The sequence below is a fragment of the Micromonospora sp. genome, from assembly GCF_048594385.1.
GTDB classification, from domain to species: Bacteria; Actinomycetota; Actinomycetes; order Mycobacteriales; family Micromonosporaceae; genus Micromonospora; species Micromonospora wenchangensis.
Map to the genome: position 1 here is coordinate 1 of NZ_JBMDWU010000457.1, position 15,809 is coordinate 15,809.

Sequence of the window (15,809 nt, forward strand, 5' to 3'; positions counted from 1 at the left end):
GGCGGCCGGGGCGAACGGGGTCGCCGCCGGTGCTCCCGCGTACGGGGCCGCGGCCGGCGCGCCGGCGAACGGCATGGCGCCCGCGCCGTACGACTCCGTCGGGTGCGGTGCGGCACCGGCGACCGGGCCGGTCGGCAGCACCGGGGCGGGCTCGCCGGGCGCGGCCCGCCGTGGCAGCGGGTCGATGGTCGGGTTCGCCACCGTGGGGCTGCCGGCCGAGAACGCGTTGAATCCGGAGTCGGCGGTCGCCGGGGTGGGGGCCGGGGCGAACGGCGGGGCGGAGACCGGCCCGCCGAACTGCACGGCGGGGGCGGTGTCCCGGGCGTCCACCGGCGGCTGCCAGGGGGCCGGGGCCGGCGGGGTGTTGCGCCACTGGTCGGTCAGGGTCGCCGACGCGCTGCGGGCCCCGTTGAGGGCCCCACCGATACCGGCGGGGGCGGGCGGCTGCTCGACCGCCAGCGGCTGACGGGGCCGGCTGATCGCCTGGTCCCGACCCCGGTGGGCGGGGAGCACCACGGTGGCGTTGGGCAGCGTCACCTGGGCGACGGTGCCGCCCTCGACGTTGCGGCGCAGCTCCACCCGGATGCTGTACCGGCTGGCGAGCCGGCTGACCACGGCGAGACCCATCAGCCGGAAGGCGGCCACGTCCACCGTCGGCGGGGCGGCGAGTCGGCGGTTGAGCGAGTCGAGCTGCTCGTCGGTGAGGCCGAGGCCACGGTCCTCGATCTGGATCAGCACGTAGTCGCGGATGCGCCGGCCGTCGGCGACCACGGTGGTGGTGGGCGGCGAGAACCGGGTGGCGTTGTCCAGCAGCTCGGCGACGAGGCGTACCACGTCGTTGACGGCGTGGGCGGCGACCGAGATGTCGGTGTCGACGGTGCCGAACTCGATCCGGTTGTACAGCTCCACCTCGGACTGGGCGGCGCGCAGGACGTCGACCAGCAGCGCGTCGTCGCGGCGCGGCACGGCCGAGTCGGCACCGGCCAGGACCAGCAGGTTCTCGTCGTTGCGGCGCATCCGGGTGGCGAGGTGGTCCAGCTCGAAGAGCTGGGCGAGCCGCTTCGGGTCCTCCTCGCCGCGCTCGATCGCGTCCAGTTCGCCGATCATCCGGTCGACCAGGGTCTGACTACGCCGGGCCAGGTTGAGGAACATCGCCGAGACGCTGGTCCGCAGCGCCGCCTGCTCGGCGGCGACCCGGACGGCCTCCCGGTGCACGACGTTGAACGCCAGGGCCACCTGGCCGACCTCGTCCCGGTTGGTCAACCGGATCGGGTCCCGCACCTGGCGGACGATCTCGTCGACCCCGCCGTCGCCGACGCTGCCCATGTTCTGCAGCCGCTTGACCGCGTCCGGCAGGTCGTGGTTGGCCACCGACAGCGCGCCCTCCCGCAGCCGGCGCAGCGAGTGGTTGAGCGAGCGGGCCAGCACCACCGCGAGGGTGATCGCCACGATGAGGGTGAGCAGCACCAGCACCGACTCGATGACGGCCTGCTGGATGACGTCGCTGCGGGCCTGCTCGGAGCGGGTGAGCAGGGTGTCCTGGAGCTGGATCTCGGTCCACCGCATCAGGTCGTTGACCGCGCCGATCGCGGCGCTGGCGTCACCGGCGCTGACCGGGCTGCGCTGACCGACCGAGCGGGTGATGTCGGCGGCCACCCGGTCGGCGAGGCCGACGGCGTCACCGGAGACCGCGCTGTTGACGAGTGCGCGCTGGGTGGGGTCGGCGGCGAGGGCGAAGCCGAGCAGCGCCTCCTGCTGGCTGGTCAGGGTCGCCACGAAGGAGGAGAACTGCTCCTCGTCGAGGCGTCCGCCGACCAGCGCGGTGTAGGCGACCGCCTCCTCCTCGGCGACGGCCGACTTGGCCCGGCTGAACGCGGCCACCGCGCGGCGGGCGTCCGCGAGGCTCTCCTGGCCGGGCAACTGGGCCAGGGTGTCGCCGTACGAGACCAGGTCGGTGAGGATCACGCCGTACCGCAGGGTGGCCTCGGCGACCGGCATCTGCCGGCGGTCGAGCACCTCCTGCCGGGTGGCGTCGAGCGTGCGCAGGTGGTCGTCGATCACCTTGAGCCGGTCCCGTACGGCGGACGGGACCTCGCCGAGGTCGGCCCGCTCGGCCCGGTACTCGTTGATCCGCTCGCCGGTGGCCCGCACCCGCAGGTTGTAGTCGTCCGGGCGCAGCTGCGGGTTCGCCAGGTAGGCGGCGGCCGCCATCCGTTCCTTGTGCAGATCCTGCGTCAGCGCGGAGACGTCGATGGACAGTGCGGTCAGCGACCGGATCTGGGTCGCGTCGACAGCACCCTCGGTAGTGGAAACAAGTCGGATTGTTGCCAACGCGATGACCGCGGCGACCGGTACGACCAGAATGAGGGCGAGCTTGGAACGAATCCGCGCATCCCGCAACCGGGGCAGTCGGCGTTCCCGTTCGGGTCGGGCGTTTTCGCCTGGCTCGGGCAGGGTCGTCGGTCCGGTGCTCACGACATCGCCTCCGTCGTATCTTCCATACGCCTGACCCGCCGACCCGCGCCTGGTGCGACGGACAGCGCCACGCGCGGCACGGCCGCGATTTCATCAGAGAAGATCCTGTTTGGGAAGCCGCGTTCGGACAGGAATCGGGCGACCAGTGGTCTGGTCACCATTTTCCCTGCTGAGCAGGCCGCCCCTGAACAGGGCATGTCACTCCAGAGTGTTCGTTCGCCTCTGATGAGTGAGCATGGGTAAATATCTGATGTCCCCACAATGTGAGATTCGCGTCCCGAAACCGCCGTCAGCATCGCGCTTGACCGCACGCCCCCGCATTGGCAAGGTTTTGCAGGCTTTCGCGCACACCGTACGGCACACAATCCCGTTTCTCCACTGAGGACGGACTAGCGGCGGTGACCGGGCTCCGCCCGCGCCGCACCTGGAGGACTGAGTTGAGCCCCATCCGCTCCGCGACCATCGTGGCGCTCGCATCGGCCGTGCTGGCCGCCACGCTCACCGGCTGCTCGTTCGGCGCGGCAGAGAAGGACAGCAGCCCGATCACCATCGCCGCCGATCTCGAACTCTCCGGTGTCGCCGCACCGGTCGGCAAGGCGTACCAGCGCGCCCTGGAACTGAAGGTCGAGCAGTTGAACTCGTCCGGCGCCCTGGGCGACCGGAAGATCAGGCTCGTGGTCAAGGACAACCGCTCCGACGCCGCCGAGTCGCTGCGCAACATCGGCGACTTCAGCAACGACGCCACGGTCAACGCCATCATCATGGGCGGTTGCAACCAGTGCGCCGTCGACGCCGTGCGCACCATCAACGAGCGGAAGATCCCGACCATCGCGCTCGCCCCGTCCGGTGCGGTCGCCAACCCGGTCCCCGACCGCCGGTACGTGTTCAAGCTCGCGCCGAACGCGGCCGACAGCGCCGCCGCGCTCACCGCCGAGCTGCGGCGGCGCGGGATCACCGAGGTCGGCGTCCTGCACAGCGACGACGACTACGGGCGGGAGGGCCTGACCGCGCTGGACGCCGAGTTCGGCAAGACCACCATCAAGCGGGTACGCGCCGAGGCCGTCCGCACCACCGACACCGAACTGGCCGCGCCGGTGCGCCGGCTGACCAACCGCGACCCCGCCGCCCTGATCATCTGGACCCCGCCGGAGCAGGCCACCCTCGCCGCCACCGCCGCCGACCAGTCCGGCTACGGCGGATCGCTCTTCTTCGACGCCGCCGCGGCTGGCGACCTCTTCCTGGGCGGTTCCGGCCAGGCCACCGAACGGGCCACGTTGATCTTCACGCAGACCATGGTGATCGACGACGTCATCGCCACCACCCCGGCCAAGGCCGCCCGTCGACAGTGGTTCCAGGACTACACCGCCCGGTTCGGCGGCTACAACGGACTGTCGTCGTTCGCCGCCGACGCCGTGCAGCTCATCGCCGACTCGGCGCTGCGCTCCGGCGGTTCCGACGGCAGGGTCGACCGCGACGGACTGCGCGACGTGCTGGAGACGTCCCAGCTCGACGGCCTGTCCGGGCCGATCCGGATGACTCCGGACAACCACTCCGGCCTGATGCCGCAGGCGCTGACCACGCTCGTCGCGCGCGGCGGCCGGTGGCGGCTGGCGGGCTGATCGCCCAGGACTGACGGACCGATCCCGTGCTGACGGGCCGACCCCGGGTGGGGTCGGCCCGTCAGTGGCGTCGGGGTGTCGCCCCGGGACGGGTCAGCGGGCCGAGGTGGTGGCCCGCACCCAGGGCAGGGCCAGCCGCTCCACCAGCGACAACGCCGAGTAGAGCAGGATGCTCATGGCGGCGATCAGCACGATCGCCGCCCACGCGGTCGCCGTGTCGCCGACGCCGTTGTACTGGAGGATCTGGTAGCCCAGCCCCGGCTTGTCGGAGTAGAACTCCCCGATCACCGCGCCGATCGCGGCCAGCGGCATCGCCACCTTCAGCCCGACGAAGATCTGCGGCAGCGCGGCCGGGAACCGTACCTTGCGGAACGACTGCCACCAGGAGGCGTTCAGCGACCGGGCCAGCTCGGCCAGGTCGGCCGGGGTGGTGGTCAGCCCGGTGGCGGTGGAGAGCACGATCGGGAAGAAGCAGAGCAGGAACACCATGGTCAGGATCGGCTTGGTCCCCCAGCCGACCGAGACCACCAGCAGCGGCCCCAGCGCGATCTTCGGGACCGCGTTGATCGCCACCAGCAGCGGGGCGAACATCCGCTCGGCCCGCCGGGAGGCGGCCAGCGCCATCCCGATCAGCACCCCGGCGACCGCCGACAGCAGGAAGCCGAGCACCGTCATCAGCGTGGTCGTGCCCAGCGCCGGGAAGAGCACGTCAGCCGAGGAGGTCAGTGACGTCCCGACCGCCTGCGGCGGCGGCAGGGACGCCGGGTGCACCAGGTGCAGCCCGGAGGTGACCGCCCACCAGACGGCCACTGTGACCACCAGACCGAGCAGCGGCAGACCGACCGTCGCGGGGCGTATCCGGGACCAGGGTGACCGGCCGGGCGTCGGGGGCACGGTCGGCACGGCGCTCGGCGGTCCGGCCGACCCGGGTACGGGACGGGTCCGGATCGACTCCGTCACAGGGTCCTCCTCTCCTGCCGGCACCAGGGCCGGCACACGACGGGGGTGCGCCCCCCGGTCGTCCCGCTGGGTCGCACCCCCGTGGCACCGTCGGTGTCGGTCAGGCCTTCGGCACGAGGTCGAAGTTGATGATCTGGTCCGGCGTGATGTTCGACTTGAGCGCGCCGGCGCCCTGGAGGATGGCGATGCTCTTGGCCACCCGGTCGCTGTCCAGGGTGCCGATGGCGGTGCCGGAGTTGCTGGAGCGGACGTAACCGGCCATCAGCTGCAGCTCGGCGGCGGCGGCGGCCGGGTTGGTGGCGGCCACGTTCTTCTTCAGGATGTCGGCCGCCTCCTGCGGGTTGGCCAGGGCGTACTCCAGGCCCTTGAGCAGCGCGGCGGTGAACTTCTTCACCTTCTCCGGGTTCTCCTTGGCCATCTTGCTGGAGGTGATCAGCGCGTTGCCGTAGAGGTCCTGCATCACGTTGCTGTACGGCAGCACGACGGGCTTCTTCTTGGTGACCGCCTCGACGGTCGGCTGGCCGACGACGAACTGGCCGATGCCGTCCACCTGGCCGGAGGCCAGCGTGCCCATCAGGTTCTGCGCCTGGTCGTTGACCCAGGTGACCTTGGTGTAGTCCACCCCGGCCATCCGGGCGTAGGTCGGGAAGAGGTTGCGCACGACGGAGCCGGGGGTGTCCGCGAGCTTCTTGCCCTCCAGGTCCTTGGGCGTGGCGATGTTCTTGCCCTCGACCGAGACGATGGCGGCCATGGTGCGCTGCTGGATCGCGGCCACCGCCACGAAGTCCTTGGCCTGCCCGTTGCCGACCTGGAGCAGGCCACCGGTCAGGTCGATCGGACCGAAGTCGGCCTGGCCACCGACGATGGTCTGGATCACCGCGCCGGTGCCCTGACCGGGCTTGATCTCCACGTCGAAGCCGGCCTCCTTGAAGAAGCCCTTGTCCTTCGCCACCCAGGCGTAGGAGTCACGGCCGAAGTTGCCGAACGAGGTGAGGTAGGTCACCTTCTCCAGCGACGAGCCGTCGCCGGTCTTTGCATCCGCCGAGTCGGACCCGCCACTGCAGGCGGAGACCAGGGCGAGGGCGGTGGCCAGGGTGGCCGCGGCGACCGTGCGGGTCAGCCTTGTCATCTGTGCACCATGTCCTTTCCGACCGGGCGGTGTACCCGGAGGGGGTTGTCGGTCGGCGGCACGGCGTGAGGGGGCACCGAGCCGCCGTCGTGAAGGGACTCTTCGCTGGCACAGAGTACGAGACACTTACCGTCACCACACCAGGCGGATCGGGTTGCGGAACGGAAACAACTGCGTTCCACCCCGGACAGTGAGCGGCCAGCACGCTGGGGATATCCTTGTCGGATTCCTGACCGCCGAATCAGGGGAGACCGACGGCGATGATCCGACTGTCCGATGTGTCGCGTACGTTCGACGGCCGTTCCGGGCGGGTCGAGGCGTTGCGCGGGATCGACCTCGACGTGGCCGAGGGCAAGTTCGTCGCCGTGCTCGGCCGCTCCGGCTGCGGCAAGTCCACCCTGCTCCGGATGATCGCCGGGCTGCTGCCGGTCAGCGGCGGCGAGATCACCGTAGCCGGTAGCCGGATCACCCGGCCCCGCCGGGACGTGGCGATGCTCTTCCAGAAGCCGGCCCTGCTCCCCTGGCGCACCGTGCTCGACAACGTGCTGCTGCCGGCCGAGATCTTCGGCTGGAGCCGCGCCAAACACCGCGACCGCGCCCGCCAGCTGCTGGAACTCTCCGGCCTGGCCGGCTTCGAGAAGCGCCTGCCGCACGAACTCTCCGGCGGCATGCAGCAGCGGGTCTCGCTGTGCCGGTCGCTGATCGGCGAGCCCCGGGTGATGCTGATGGACGAACCCTTCTCCGCCCTGGACGCGCTCACCCGGGAGGAACTCTCCGGGGAGCTGCAACGGGTGCACATGGAGACCGGCGCGACAGTCGTCTTCGTCACCCACTCCATCGACGAGGCGGTGCTGCTGGCCGACCGGGTGGTCGTGCTCAGCCCCCGCCCCGGCCGGATCCGCAAGATCGTCGACGTGGACATCCCCCGGCCCCGTACCCTCGGCCGCAACGCGCACCTGGCCGACGTCGCCCGGGTCAGCGCCGACCTGCACGAACTGCTGATGGAACGGGACCTGCCGGCGACAGCCGGGGTGGAGGGACGATGACCGTGCGGGTGGCCGTCTTCACCGAACCCCACCGGGGTGCCAGCTACGACGACCAGCTCCGGTTCGCCCAGCTCTGCGAGGCCGGCGGCTTCGACGGGTTCCTCCGGGCCGACCACTACCGGGCGATGGGCGACGAACCCGGGCTGCCCGGCCCCACCGACGCCTGGCTGACCCTGGCCGCGCTCGCCCGCGAAACCTCCCGCATCCGGCTCGGCACCCTGGTCACCTCGGCCACCTTCCGGCTGCCCGGCCCGCTGGCCGTGATGGTCGCCCAGGTCGACCAGATGAGCGGCGGACGGGTCGAGCTGGGCATCGGCGCCGGCTGGTACGAGCGGGAACACACCGCGTACGGCATCCCCTTCCCCGGCGTCGGCGAACGCTTCGACCGGCTCGCCGAGCAGTTGGAGATCCTCACCGGGCTGTGGCGCACCCCGGTCGGCGAGACGTACAGCTGGGCCGGTGAGCACTACCGGCTCGTCGACGCCCCGGCCCTGCCCAAACCGGTCCAGCAGCCCGGCCCGCCGATCATCGTCGGCGGCCGGGGACCGAAGCGCACCCCCGACCTCGCCGCCCGGTACGCCGACGAGTTCAACATGCCGTTCAAGTCGGTCGAGGAGACCGCCGAGGCGTACGACCGGGTACGGGAAGCCTGCGACCGGGCCGGCCGGGCCGAGTCGGGGCGGGCCCCGCTGGTGCTCTCCGCCGGAATCGTGGTGGCGATCGGGCGTACCGACGCCGAGGCCCACCGCCGGGCCGCGCCGCTGCACGTCAAGAGCGCCCTGCCGCCGGAGGACCCGGTGGTCGGCTCCCCCGCCCAACTGGTCGACCGGATCGGCGAGTTCGCCGCGATCGGCGCCACCCGGGTGCACCTGCGGCTGATCGACCTCGACGACCTCGACCACCTGGAGCTCATCGCCGCCGAGGTGCTCCCCCAACTGGACGGAACCCGATGACCGACGTGACGCACGACCTCGAACTCGGCCCGGTCGGCCAGGAGATCGTCTTCGAGAACGACCGGGTGCGGGTCTGGCACATCCGGCTGGCCCCGGGCGAGCGGCAGCCGCTGCACCGGCACGACCACCCGTACCTGGTGGTGGCGATCGAGGGCGCCAAGAACGTGGTGCAGACGATCGACGGCACCCGGATCGACGCCGACGAACCCACCGGCGGGGTGGTCTACCGTGACCCGGGCGCCGTCCACATGCTCACCAACGTCGGGGACACGACCTACCTGGCCCGCCTGGTCGAGTTGAAGGAGTCGCTGGTAGAGCTTGGGTAACAGGTCGTCCCGGCCGCGCCGCGCCGCAGTGGCGATCGGGGGCACCGGGCCGTAACGTGCGCCACATGGCCTTTCGGACTTGGGGCAAACTGCTGCTCACCGCACTCGGGGTGAGCATGTTGGCCGGGGCCGGCCAACTCGGCATCGCGTACGGCTTCGGCATCGTCCGACTCACCGGCGACTTCACCGACGTCAACCGCTGGCCGGCCCAGCTCGCCTGGGTCGGCTGGTTCGCGGTGACCGCCGCCGTGGTCGGCGCGGTCCTCACCGGCCGGCTCGCCCGGCGCGAGGGACTGCCGGAGGGCACCCCCGTCCAGCTCGCCATCTCCGGTGTCGCCGCGCTCGGCGCGCTGGTCGTCGCCCCGCTCTGCATGCAGCCCGCGCGGGCCGCCGACCTGAACGCCGTCGACCCGGTCTGGGCGGTCGGCATCTGCGCGGTCGCCGGGGCGGTGGTCGGCGCGGGCGCCGCCTCGGCCGTCCTGCTGCGCCCCCCGCTGGGCTGGAACGTCGCCCTGCTGGGCGGGACGATCTGGCTGGTCGCGCTCCTGTCGGTCGCACCGGCGGTGCTGTCCAGCGAGCCGCTGCGCACCGTACGCCTGGGGGTGCTGGAACCCTCCTGGCTCGGGGCGGACCAGGCACAGCGGCTGGCGATGCTGCTGCTGCCCGTGATCGCGCTGGTGGCCGGCGCGGTGACCGGTGGGCTGGCCCGGCGGCGGGGGCACCCCCCGCTGACCGGCGGGGCGACCGGGGTCGCCGGGCCGGTGCTGCTCGCCTTCGCCTACCTGACCGCCGGGCCGGGTGACCAGGTGGACCGGTACCAGCTCGCCCCGTACTACGGCGCGGTGATCGCGGTCGTCGCCGGCGCGCTCGGCTCGGTCGCCGCCACCCTGCTGCGCTGGCCGCTGCTGCCCGCCCGCTCCGCCCGCCGTGACGGCGAGGCGGCGATCGAGCCGACCGACATCCTCGCCCCGCTGCCGGCCGTGTCCGACCCGGCCCGCACCGCCGCTGCCGGCTCCGGCCCGGACCGGACCGGCCTGACCGGCTCCGATCCCACCGGCTCCGAGCTGGCCGGCACCGGCGCGGACGAGCCGGTCACCGTGGACCTGAGCGCCGCCACCCGCGCCCTCCACCCCGACCGGCCGGACGCCGCCCGCTCCCGCGCCGCCGACCGGCCCGCTGCCGCCTCCTCCACGATGGCCTCCGGGTCCTCGGCCGACATCGCGTCGGGGGCCGGCGGGGTGCCGGCGGTACCGGGCACCGGCCCGGGGTGGCCGTCGCCTGACGCGCCGGGCACCGGCCGCCACCCGGCCCACTGGGACTGGCCGGACCCCGCCGCCACGGTCGCCGACCGGCACGCCTCCCGCACCACCCCACCCCCGACCAGGCCCGAACCGAGCCGGACCGGCGCGGCCCCGGCCGCTCCGGCCCCAACCGGCCTGACCCCGACCGGGGCGAGCACGACCGGGGCGGCCTGGAGCGGCTCGCCCCCGATCGAGCCGGCTCCGAGCCCGAACCGGCCGGCCCCCACCGGGCCGGCCCCGACCGGGCCGGACCCGGCGGCAGCCACCCCGGACGGGCCGGCCGGGGACGCACCGGGTGCGACGTCGTCCGCGGGGGCGGGAGCTGGTCGGGCCGGGTCGCCGCGAAGCCGCTCAGGCCAGCGGAAGGCGGCAGCCGCCGAAGAGGCGGGCAGCGAGGTCGGCTCAGTGCGGCCGGCAGCAGGTGCCGGGCCGGCCACCGGGGAGGAGTCCGTGGCCACGCCCAAGCCCCGGGCGAAGCGGGCCAGCCGCGCCCGGTCCACCGCGACCGGAGCTGCGGCCGTCCCCACCGGAGGCCCCGAACCCTCGCCCGCCGCAGAGACAGGCGGTACCGGGGAGGACCGACCGGCCGGCTCCGGCCCGACCGGCAGCCCGACACCGGATGGCGTCGACGCCGCCCCGGTCGGCACGACGGCACCGGAAACCACCAGCCGGGGCGGCACCGCTGCGGCCACGCCGATCACCGAGGACGTGCCGCCGGTGGCCGGCGTACGGCACGTCGCGCCGGGCGTCGTCGAGGCCACCCCCCGCCCCCGCCACCACCTGCCGGATCTCGGCGGTACGGGTGGCCCGGCCGGTGCCCACCGGCCCGCACCGGCCCGGGCCGCCCTGCCGTTTCCCGAACCGGGTGCCACCGAGCAGACGGACGCCCCGAAGCCGGTCAGTCTCCGCTGGGAGCCGGAGGAGTCCAGCGGCACCGCGCCGGTGGACGGTCCGCCTGCCGACCCTGACCAGTCCGGGCCCGCTCCGGAGGACGGCAACGCGCCCGGCGACGGCAACGCGCTGGAGCAGACCGGGAAGGCCAGGGGCCGACGGGGACTGTTCCGGCGTAACCGCTCCCCGCAGGACGCCCCAACGGACGAAGCCGACCCGAAGTCGGCGACGCCGGACGACGAGTACGTCGACTGGGTCACCGGCCTGGGCAAGCCCCTGGCCGACAACGAACCGGACCGGGACAGCGGCCGACGATCCCTGCGCACCAGCGGCCGCCACCACCACCGCGACTAACCCCCCAACCTCCACTCCCCCACCCACCCCGCCCCACTCCCCCCGTCTGCACCCGGTGATCAAGAGCTTTGCGTCACCCCACCCGGCAAGACCTGACGCAAACCTCTTGATCACCGAACAACAACCAGGACGAAACGGGCGGACAGCCGGTGGGGTGTGGTGATCACGAGCTGGGCGTCAACCGTCGCGCGGAAACTGACGCGAAGCTCTGGAACACCGGGGCAGAGCCGGTCAGGCGAGGGGGAGGTAGACGCGGTTGCCGGTGGAGCGGAACTCCGCCGACTTGGTCTGCATGCCCTGGGCGGCGTACTCCTTCAGCTCCTGGGTGATCTTCATGGAGCAGAACTTCGGGCCGCACATGGAGCAGAAGTGGGCGGTCTTCGCCGGCTCCGCCGGCAGGGTCGCGTCGTGGTAGGAACGGGCGGTCTCCGGGTCCAGCGACAGGTTGAACTGGTCCTCCCAGCGGAACTCGAACCGCGCCTTGGACAGCGCGTCGTCCCAGGCCTGCGCGCCGGGGTGCCCCTTGGCCAGGTCGGCCGCGTGCGCCGCGATCTTGTACGCGATCACGCCCGCCTTCACGTCGTCCCGGTCGGGCAGTCCGAGGTGCTCCTTCGGGGTGACGTAACACAGCATCGCGGTGCCGTACATGCCGATCATCGCGGCCCCGATCGCCGAGGTGATGTGGTCGTACGCGGGGGCGATGTCGGTGGTCAGCGGGCCGAGGGTGTAGAACGGGGCCTCGTGGCACCACTCCTGCTGGAGGTCCACGTTCTCCTTGATCTTGTGCATCGGCACGTGACCGGGGCCCTCGATCATCACCTGCACGTCGTACTCCCAGGCGATCCGGGTCAGCTCGCCCAGGGTGCGCAGCTCGGCGAACTGGGCCTCGTCGTTGGCGTCGGCGATCGAGCCGGGGCGCAGGCCGTCGCCGAGGGAGAACGTCACGTCGTAGCGGGCGAGGATCGCGCACAGCTCCCGGAAGTTGGTGTAGAGGAAGTTCTCCTCGTTGTGCGCCAGGCACCAGGCCGCCATGATCGAACCGCCCCGGGAGACGATCCCGGTGACCCGGTCGACGGCCAGCGGCACGTACGGCAGCAGCACCCCCGCGTGCACCGTCATGTAGTCGACGCCCTGCTCGGCCTGCTCGATGACGGTCTCCCGGAACACCTCCCAGCTCAGCTTGACCGGGTCGCCACCGACCTTCTCCAGCGCCTGGTAGATCGGCACGGTGCCGATCGGCACCGGCGAGTTGCGGACGATCGCCTCCCGGGTCTCGTGGATCCGCTTGCCCGTCGACAGGTCCATCACGGTGTCCGCGCCCCACCGGGTGGCCCAGGTCAGCTTCTCCACCTCCTCGGCGACCGACGAGGTCACCGCCGAGGTGCCGATGTTGGCGTTGACCTTCACCAGGAACGCCTTGCCGATGATCGCCGGCTCGCACTCGGGGTGGTTGACGTTGAGCGGCAGCACCGCCCGGCCGGCGGCGATCTCGTCGCGCACCAGCTCCGGCGGCAGCCCCTCCCGGATCGCCACGAACTCCATCTCCGGGGTGACCACCCCGGCGCGGGCGTACCAGAGCTGGGTGGGTCGCCTGGCGTCGACGCCGGCCAGCGGGGTGCCCGCGCCCCGGGTCGGCGCGACGTCACCCCGCTCGGCGATCCACGGTCCGCGTAGCGGCGGCAGCCCCACCTCCGGGTCCGAGCCGGGGCCCGAGGTGTCGTAGAGGCGCAGCGGCGGGTTGTCCCCAGCCAGCTCCACCTCGGCGAACGGCACCCGGACGTCCGGCCGGGACCCCTCGACGTAGACCTTGCGACGTGCCTGCATGACAGCCTCCCTGATGGTCATCGGGACCAGCCGAAGTGGTCCAGCGGGCCGCGTCCCGCGCCCAGTTCCCAACCCCGCGCGCCGGTCAGCGCGCGGGTGACGTACTCCTTGGCGGTGGCGACCGCGACCGGCACCGGGTCGCCGGCGGCCAGCCGGACGGCGATCGCCGCCGAGAACGAACAGCCGGTGCCGTGGCTGTGCCGGGTGTCCACCCGGGGTGCGCGCAGCAGGGTGGTCGTCGCACCGCCGGCCAGCACGTCGACCGACTCGCCCGCCGCGTCGACGTCGCCGCCGGTGACCACCACGTACTCCGGGCCGCCGGCCGCCAGGGCCTGCGCCGCGGCGACCATCTCCTCGACCGTGGTCACCGGGCGTCCGGTGAGGGCGGCGGCCTCCGCGCAGTTCGGCGTCGCCACCCGGGCGTACGGCAGCAGCCGCTCGACCGCCGCCACCACACCGAGCCGGTGTCCGCTGGTGGCGACGAGCACCGGGTCGACGACGAGGTGCGGCAGCCGGCCCGCCTTCGCCGCCTCGGCCACCGCGTCGGCGACCGCCGGGGTGCCGAGCATCCCGGTCTTCACCGCCCGGACCGCGAAGTCGCCGAGCACGCTGTCGAGCTGCTCGGTGACGGTGCGCGGCGGCAGCGGCAGCACGGCGTCCACGCCCCGGGTGTTCTGCGCGGTGACGGCGGTCAGCACGCTGGTCCCGTACGCGCCGAGGGCGGCGAACACCTTCAGGTCGGCCTGGATGCCGGCGCCGCCGCCGGAGTCGGAGCCGGCGATGGTGAGCACGGTCGTCGGTGTCATGTCGTCTCCTCGGGCCACGCGTCGGTGATCGGGGTGCGGGTGGCGAAGACACTGGTGAGGGTCGCCGCGACCGCGGTCGGGTCGGTGGCCCGCATGACCGCCCCGAGGACCGCCACCCCGACCGCGCCCGCGTCGACACAGGGCGTCACCTGCTCCGGTGTCTCGATCCCGCCCAGGGCGAGCACGGGCACCGGGCTGCGCCGGATCAGGTCGCGCAGCTTGTCCGGCCGCAGTGGTGGGCCGTAACCGGGTTTGCTGCGGGTGGGCCAGACCGGGGAGAGCGTCACGTAGTCCTCGGTGCCGAGTCGGGCCAGCTCCGCCGCGTCGTGGCAGGACCGGCCGACCAGCCCGACGGCCGGCGGCGGGTACGGTCCGGCGGCGGGCAGGTGGACGGCGTCCCCGTCCAGCGGGTCGGGGCCGGCCACGATCAGGGTGCCGCCGGCCTGTGCCAGGACGGCCCGCAGATCGACGGCGAGGGCGGCCCGCTCGGCGCGGGGCAGGTCCTTCTCCCGCAGCACCACCCACCGCACGCCACCGCGCACCGCCCCCGCGACCACGTCGACGAGGTCGCCGCACGCCACCAGCCGGTCGGTCAGCAGCACCACCCCGCGCGGGGTGGCGGGGCGGGTCACAGGTCGGGTCTTCCGTCGTCGGGGGTGGAGGCGAGGGCGTGGAAGCGACGGGGGATCCGCCCGGCGGTGTACGCGAGCCGCCCGGCCCGGACGCCGTACCGCATGGCGGTGGCCATCGCCGTCGGGTCGGCGGCCCGGGTGACGGCGCTGGCCAGCAGCACCCCGTCGCAGCCCAGTTCCATGGCGAGCGCCGCGTCTGAGGCGGTGCCGATCCCGGCGTCGAGGATCACCGGCACGTCGACGCTCTGCCGGATCAGCCGGATGTGGTGCGGGTTGGTGATGCCCAGTCCGGAACCGATCGGCGCACCGGCCGGCATCACCGCCGCGCAGCCGACGTCGGCCAGCCGGCGGGCCAGCACCGGGTCGTCGGAGGTGTACGGCAGCACGACGAACCCGTCGGCGACGAGTTCCTCGGCGGCCCGCAGCAGCTCCACCCCGTCGGGGAGCAGGGTGCGTTCGTCGCCGATCACCTCCAGTTTGACCCAGTCGGTGTCGAACGCCTCCCGGGCCAGCCGGGCCACCTTGACCGCCTCGGCGGCGGTGTAGCAGCCGGCGGTGTTGGGCAGCAGCCGCACCGCGCACCGGTCGAGCAGGTCGAGCAGGCCACCGGCGGTGCCGGGGGCGGTGTCGACCCGGCGCAGGGCGAGGGTGACCAGTTCGGTGCCGGCGGCCCGGATCGCCTGTTCCAGCACGTGCAGGTTGGCCGCGCCGCCGGTGCCGAGGATGAGCCGGGAGGTGAAGGTCTGTCCGGCGATGGTGAGGGGCATCCGGGTCACCCGCCCTGGGCGGCGCTGAGCACCTCGACCCGGTCGCCGTCGCGCAGCACGGTCGCCGGCCAGCCGCCCCGGGGGACCACCTCGCCGTTGACCGCGACGGCGAGGCCGCGCCGCTGCCCGGTGACCGTGGCGACCAGGTCCGCGACGGTCGTGCCGCCGGTCAGCTCGCGTCCGACGCCGTTGACGATCAGGCGCACGTCTTCCTCCTCAGTGGAACCGGTCGGCGGTGAAGGGGGTGAGCAGGGGGTCCGGCTGACCGGTGACGATCAGGTCGGTGATCAGGTCGGCGGTGACCGGGGTGAGCACGATGCCGTGCCGGTGGTGGCCGGTGGCGGCGAGTACGCCGGGCCGGCCGGGCAGCGGGCCGAGGATCGGCGCGTTGTCCGGGGTGCCGGGGCGCAGCCCGGCGGTCGCCTCGGTCAGCGCGTACTCGGCGAGTTCGGGGACGAGGTCGACGGCGGCGCGGAGCAGCCGCAGCACCGCCCCGGTGGTCACCTCGGTGTCGGTGCGTTCCTCGACGGTCGCCCCGAGCACCACCTCGCCGTCGTCGCGGGGGACGAGGTAGACCGACTCGCCGTCGGCGTACCCCCGGATGACGTGCCGGAAGCCGGGCGGGCGGTGGTCGGGCGCGCGCAGCCGCAGCACCTGGCCCTTGACCGGGCGGACCGGCAGCCCGGTCAGCGCGGCGGCGCCGCAGCCGGCGGCGACCACGACGAC

At 73.3% G+C, this 15,809-nt stretch carries 14 protein-coding genes; 5 read left to right on the forward strand and 9 right to left on the reverse strand.

Going from position 1 to position 15,809, the window contains the following annotated elements:
- Positions 1-2,475: nitrate- and nitrite sensing domain-containing protein (locus ACOJTC_RS24905; RefSeq protein ID WP_420118709.1), on the reverse strand; the 2,475-nt coding region annotated here is incomplete at its 3' end.
- Positions 2,476-2,912: 437 nt separating this feature from the next.
- Here ACOJTC_RS24905 and ACOJTC_RS24910 point away from each other — a divergent pair.
- Positions 2,913-4,094: an ABC transporter substrate-binding protein gene (locus ACOJTC_RS24910; protein WP_420118710.1), complete on the forward strand. Its 1,182-nt coding sequence runs from the start codon at positions 2,913-2,915 to the stop codon at positions 4,092-4,094.
- Between the two features lie 93 nt (positions 4,095-4,187).
- On the opposite strand, the gene ACOJTC_RS24915 is transcribed toward ACOJTC_RS24910, so the two are convergent.
- Positions 4,188-5,054: an ABC transporter permease gene (locus tag ACOJTC_RS24915; RefSeq protein ID WP_204924881.1), complete on the reverse strand. Its 867-nt coding sequence runs from the start codon at positions 5,052-5,054 to the stop codon at positions 4,188-4,190.
- Positions 5,055-5,154: 100 nt separating this feature from the next.
- On the reverse strand, positions 5,155-6,183 hold the full coding sequence (locus ACOJTC_RS24920; RefSeq protein WP_420118711.1) for an ABC transporter substrate-binding protein: 1,029 nt from the start codon (positions 6,181-6,183) through the stop codon (positions 5,155-5,157).
- 260 nt (positions 6,184-6,443) lie between these two features.
- Between ACOJTC_RS24920 and ACOJTC_RS24925 the strand changes: the two genes are divergently transcribed.
- From ACOJTC_RS24925 to ACOJTC_RS24940, 4 genes are all read left to right on the forward strand, one after another.
- Positions 6,444-7,229 (forward strand): ABC transporter ATP-binding protein, encoded by a 786-nt coding sequence (locus ACOJTC_RS24925; protein WP_420118712.1) that lies wholly within the window; start codon positions 6,444-6,446, stop codon positions 7,227-7,229.
- 2 nt (positions 7,230-7,231) lie between these two features.
- Complete coding sequence (locus tag ACOJTC_RS24930; protein WP_420118719.1) at positions 7,232-8,182, forward strand: LLM class F420-dependent oxidoreductase; 951 nt, start codon at positions 7,232-7,234, stop codon at positions 8,180-8,182.
- Positions 8,179-8,508, forward strand: a complete 330-nt coding sequence (locus tag ACOJTC_RS24935) for a cupin (protein ID WP_420118713.1) — start codon at positions 8,179-8,181, stop codon at positions 8,506-8,508. Before ACOJTC_RS24930 ends, ACOJTC_RS24935 begins: the two co-directional genes overlap by 4 nt.
- A 65-nt stretch (positions 8,509-8,573) precedes the next feature.
- Entirely contained in the window at positions 8,574-11,054 is a 2,481-nt protein-coding gene (locus ACOJTC_RS24940) for a hypothetical protein (RefSeq protein WP_420118714.1), read from the forward strand.
- Positions 11,055-11,285: 231 nt separating this feature from the next.
- Here the strand turns inward: ACOJTC_RS24940 and thiC are convergent, their stop codons facing one another.
- The 6 genes from thiC to ACOJTC_RS24970 form a co-directional block, all read right to left on the reverse strand.
- Entirely contained in the window at positions 11,286-12,878 is a 1,593-nt protein-coding gene (gene thiC, locus ACOJTC_RS24945; protein WP_420118715.1) for a phosphomethylpyrimidine synthase ThiC, read from the reverse strand.
- 17 nt (positions 12,879-12,895) lie between these two features.
- Positions 12,896-13,684, reverse strand: coding sequence for a bifunctional hydroxymethylpyrimidine kinase/phosphomethylpyrimidine kinase (thiD, locus tag ACOJTC_RS24950; protein WP_204924876.1), 789 nt, complete (start codon positions 13,682-13,684; stop codon positions 12,896-12,898).
- Positions 13,681-14,316 carry a thiamine phosphate synthase gene (locus ACOJTC_RS24955; RefSeq protein WP_420118716.1) on the reverse strand — a complete coding sequence of 212 codons (636 nt, stop codon included), beginning with the start codon at positions 14,314-14,316 and terminating at the stop codon, positions 13,681-13,683. The genes thiD and ACOJTC_RS24955 overlap by 4 nt, the downstream gene beginning before the upstream one ends.
- Positions 14,313-15,083, reverse strand: coding sequence for a thiazole synthase (locus ACOJTC_RS24960; protein ID WP_420118717.1), 771 nt, complete (start codon positions 15,081-15,083; stop codon positions 14,313-14,315). Before ACOJTC_RS24960 ends, ACOJTC_RS24955 begins: the two co-directional genes overlap by 4 nt.
- Before the next feature lie 5 nt (positions 15,084-15,088).
- Complete coding sequence (thiS, locus tag ACOJTC_RS24965; RefSeq protein WP_204924873.1) at positions 15,089-15,289, reverse strand: sulfur carrier protein ThiS; 201 nt, start codon at positions 15,287-15,289, stop codon at positions 15,089-15,091.
- A 10-nt stretch (positions 15,290-15,299) separates the two neighbouring features.
- A partial coding sequence (locus ACOJTC_RS24970; RefSeq protein WP_420118718.1) for an FAD-dependent oxidoreductase occupies positions 15,300-15,809 on the reverse strand: 510 nt, incomplete at its 5' end.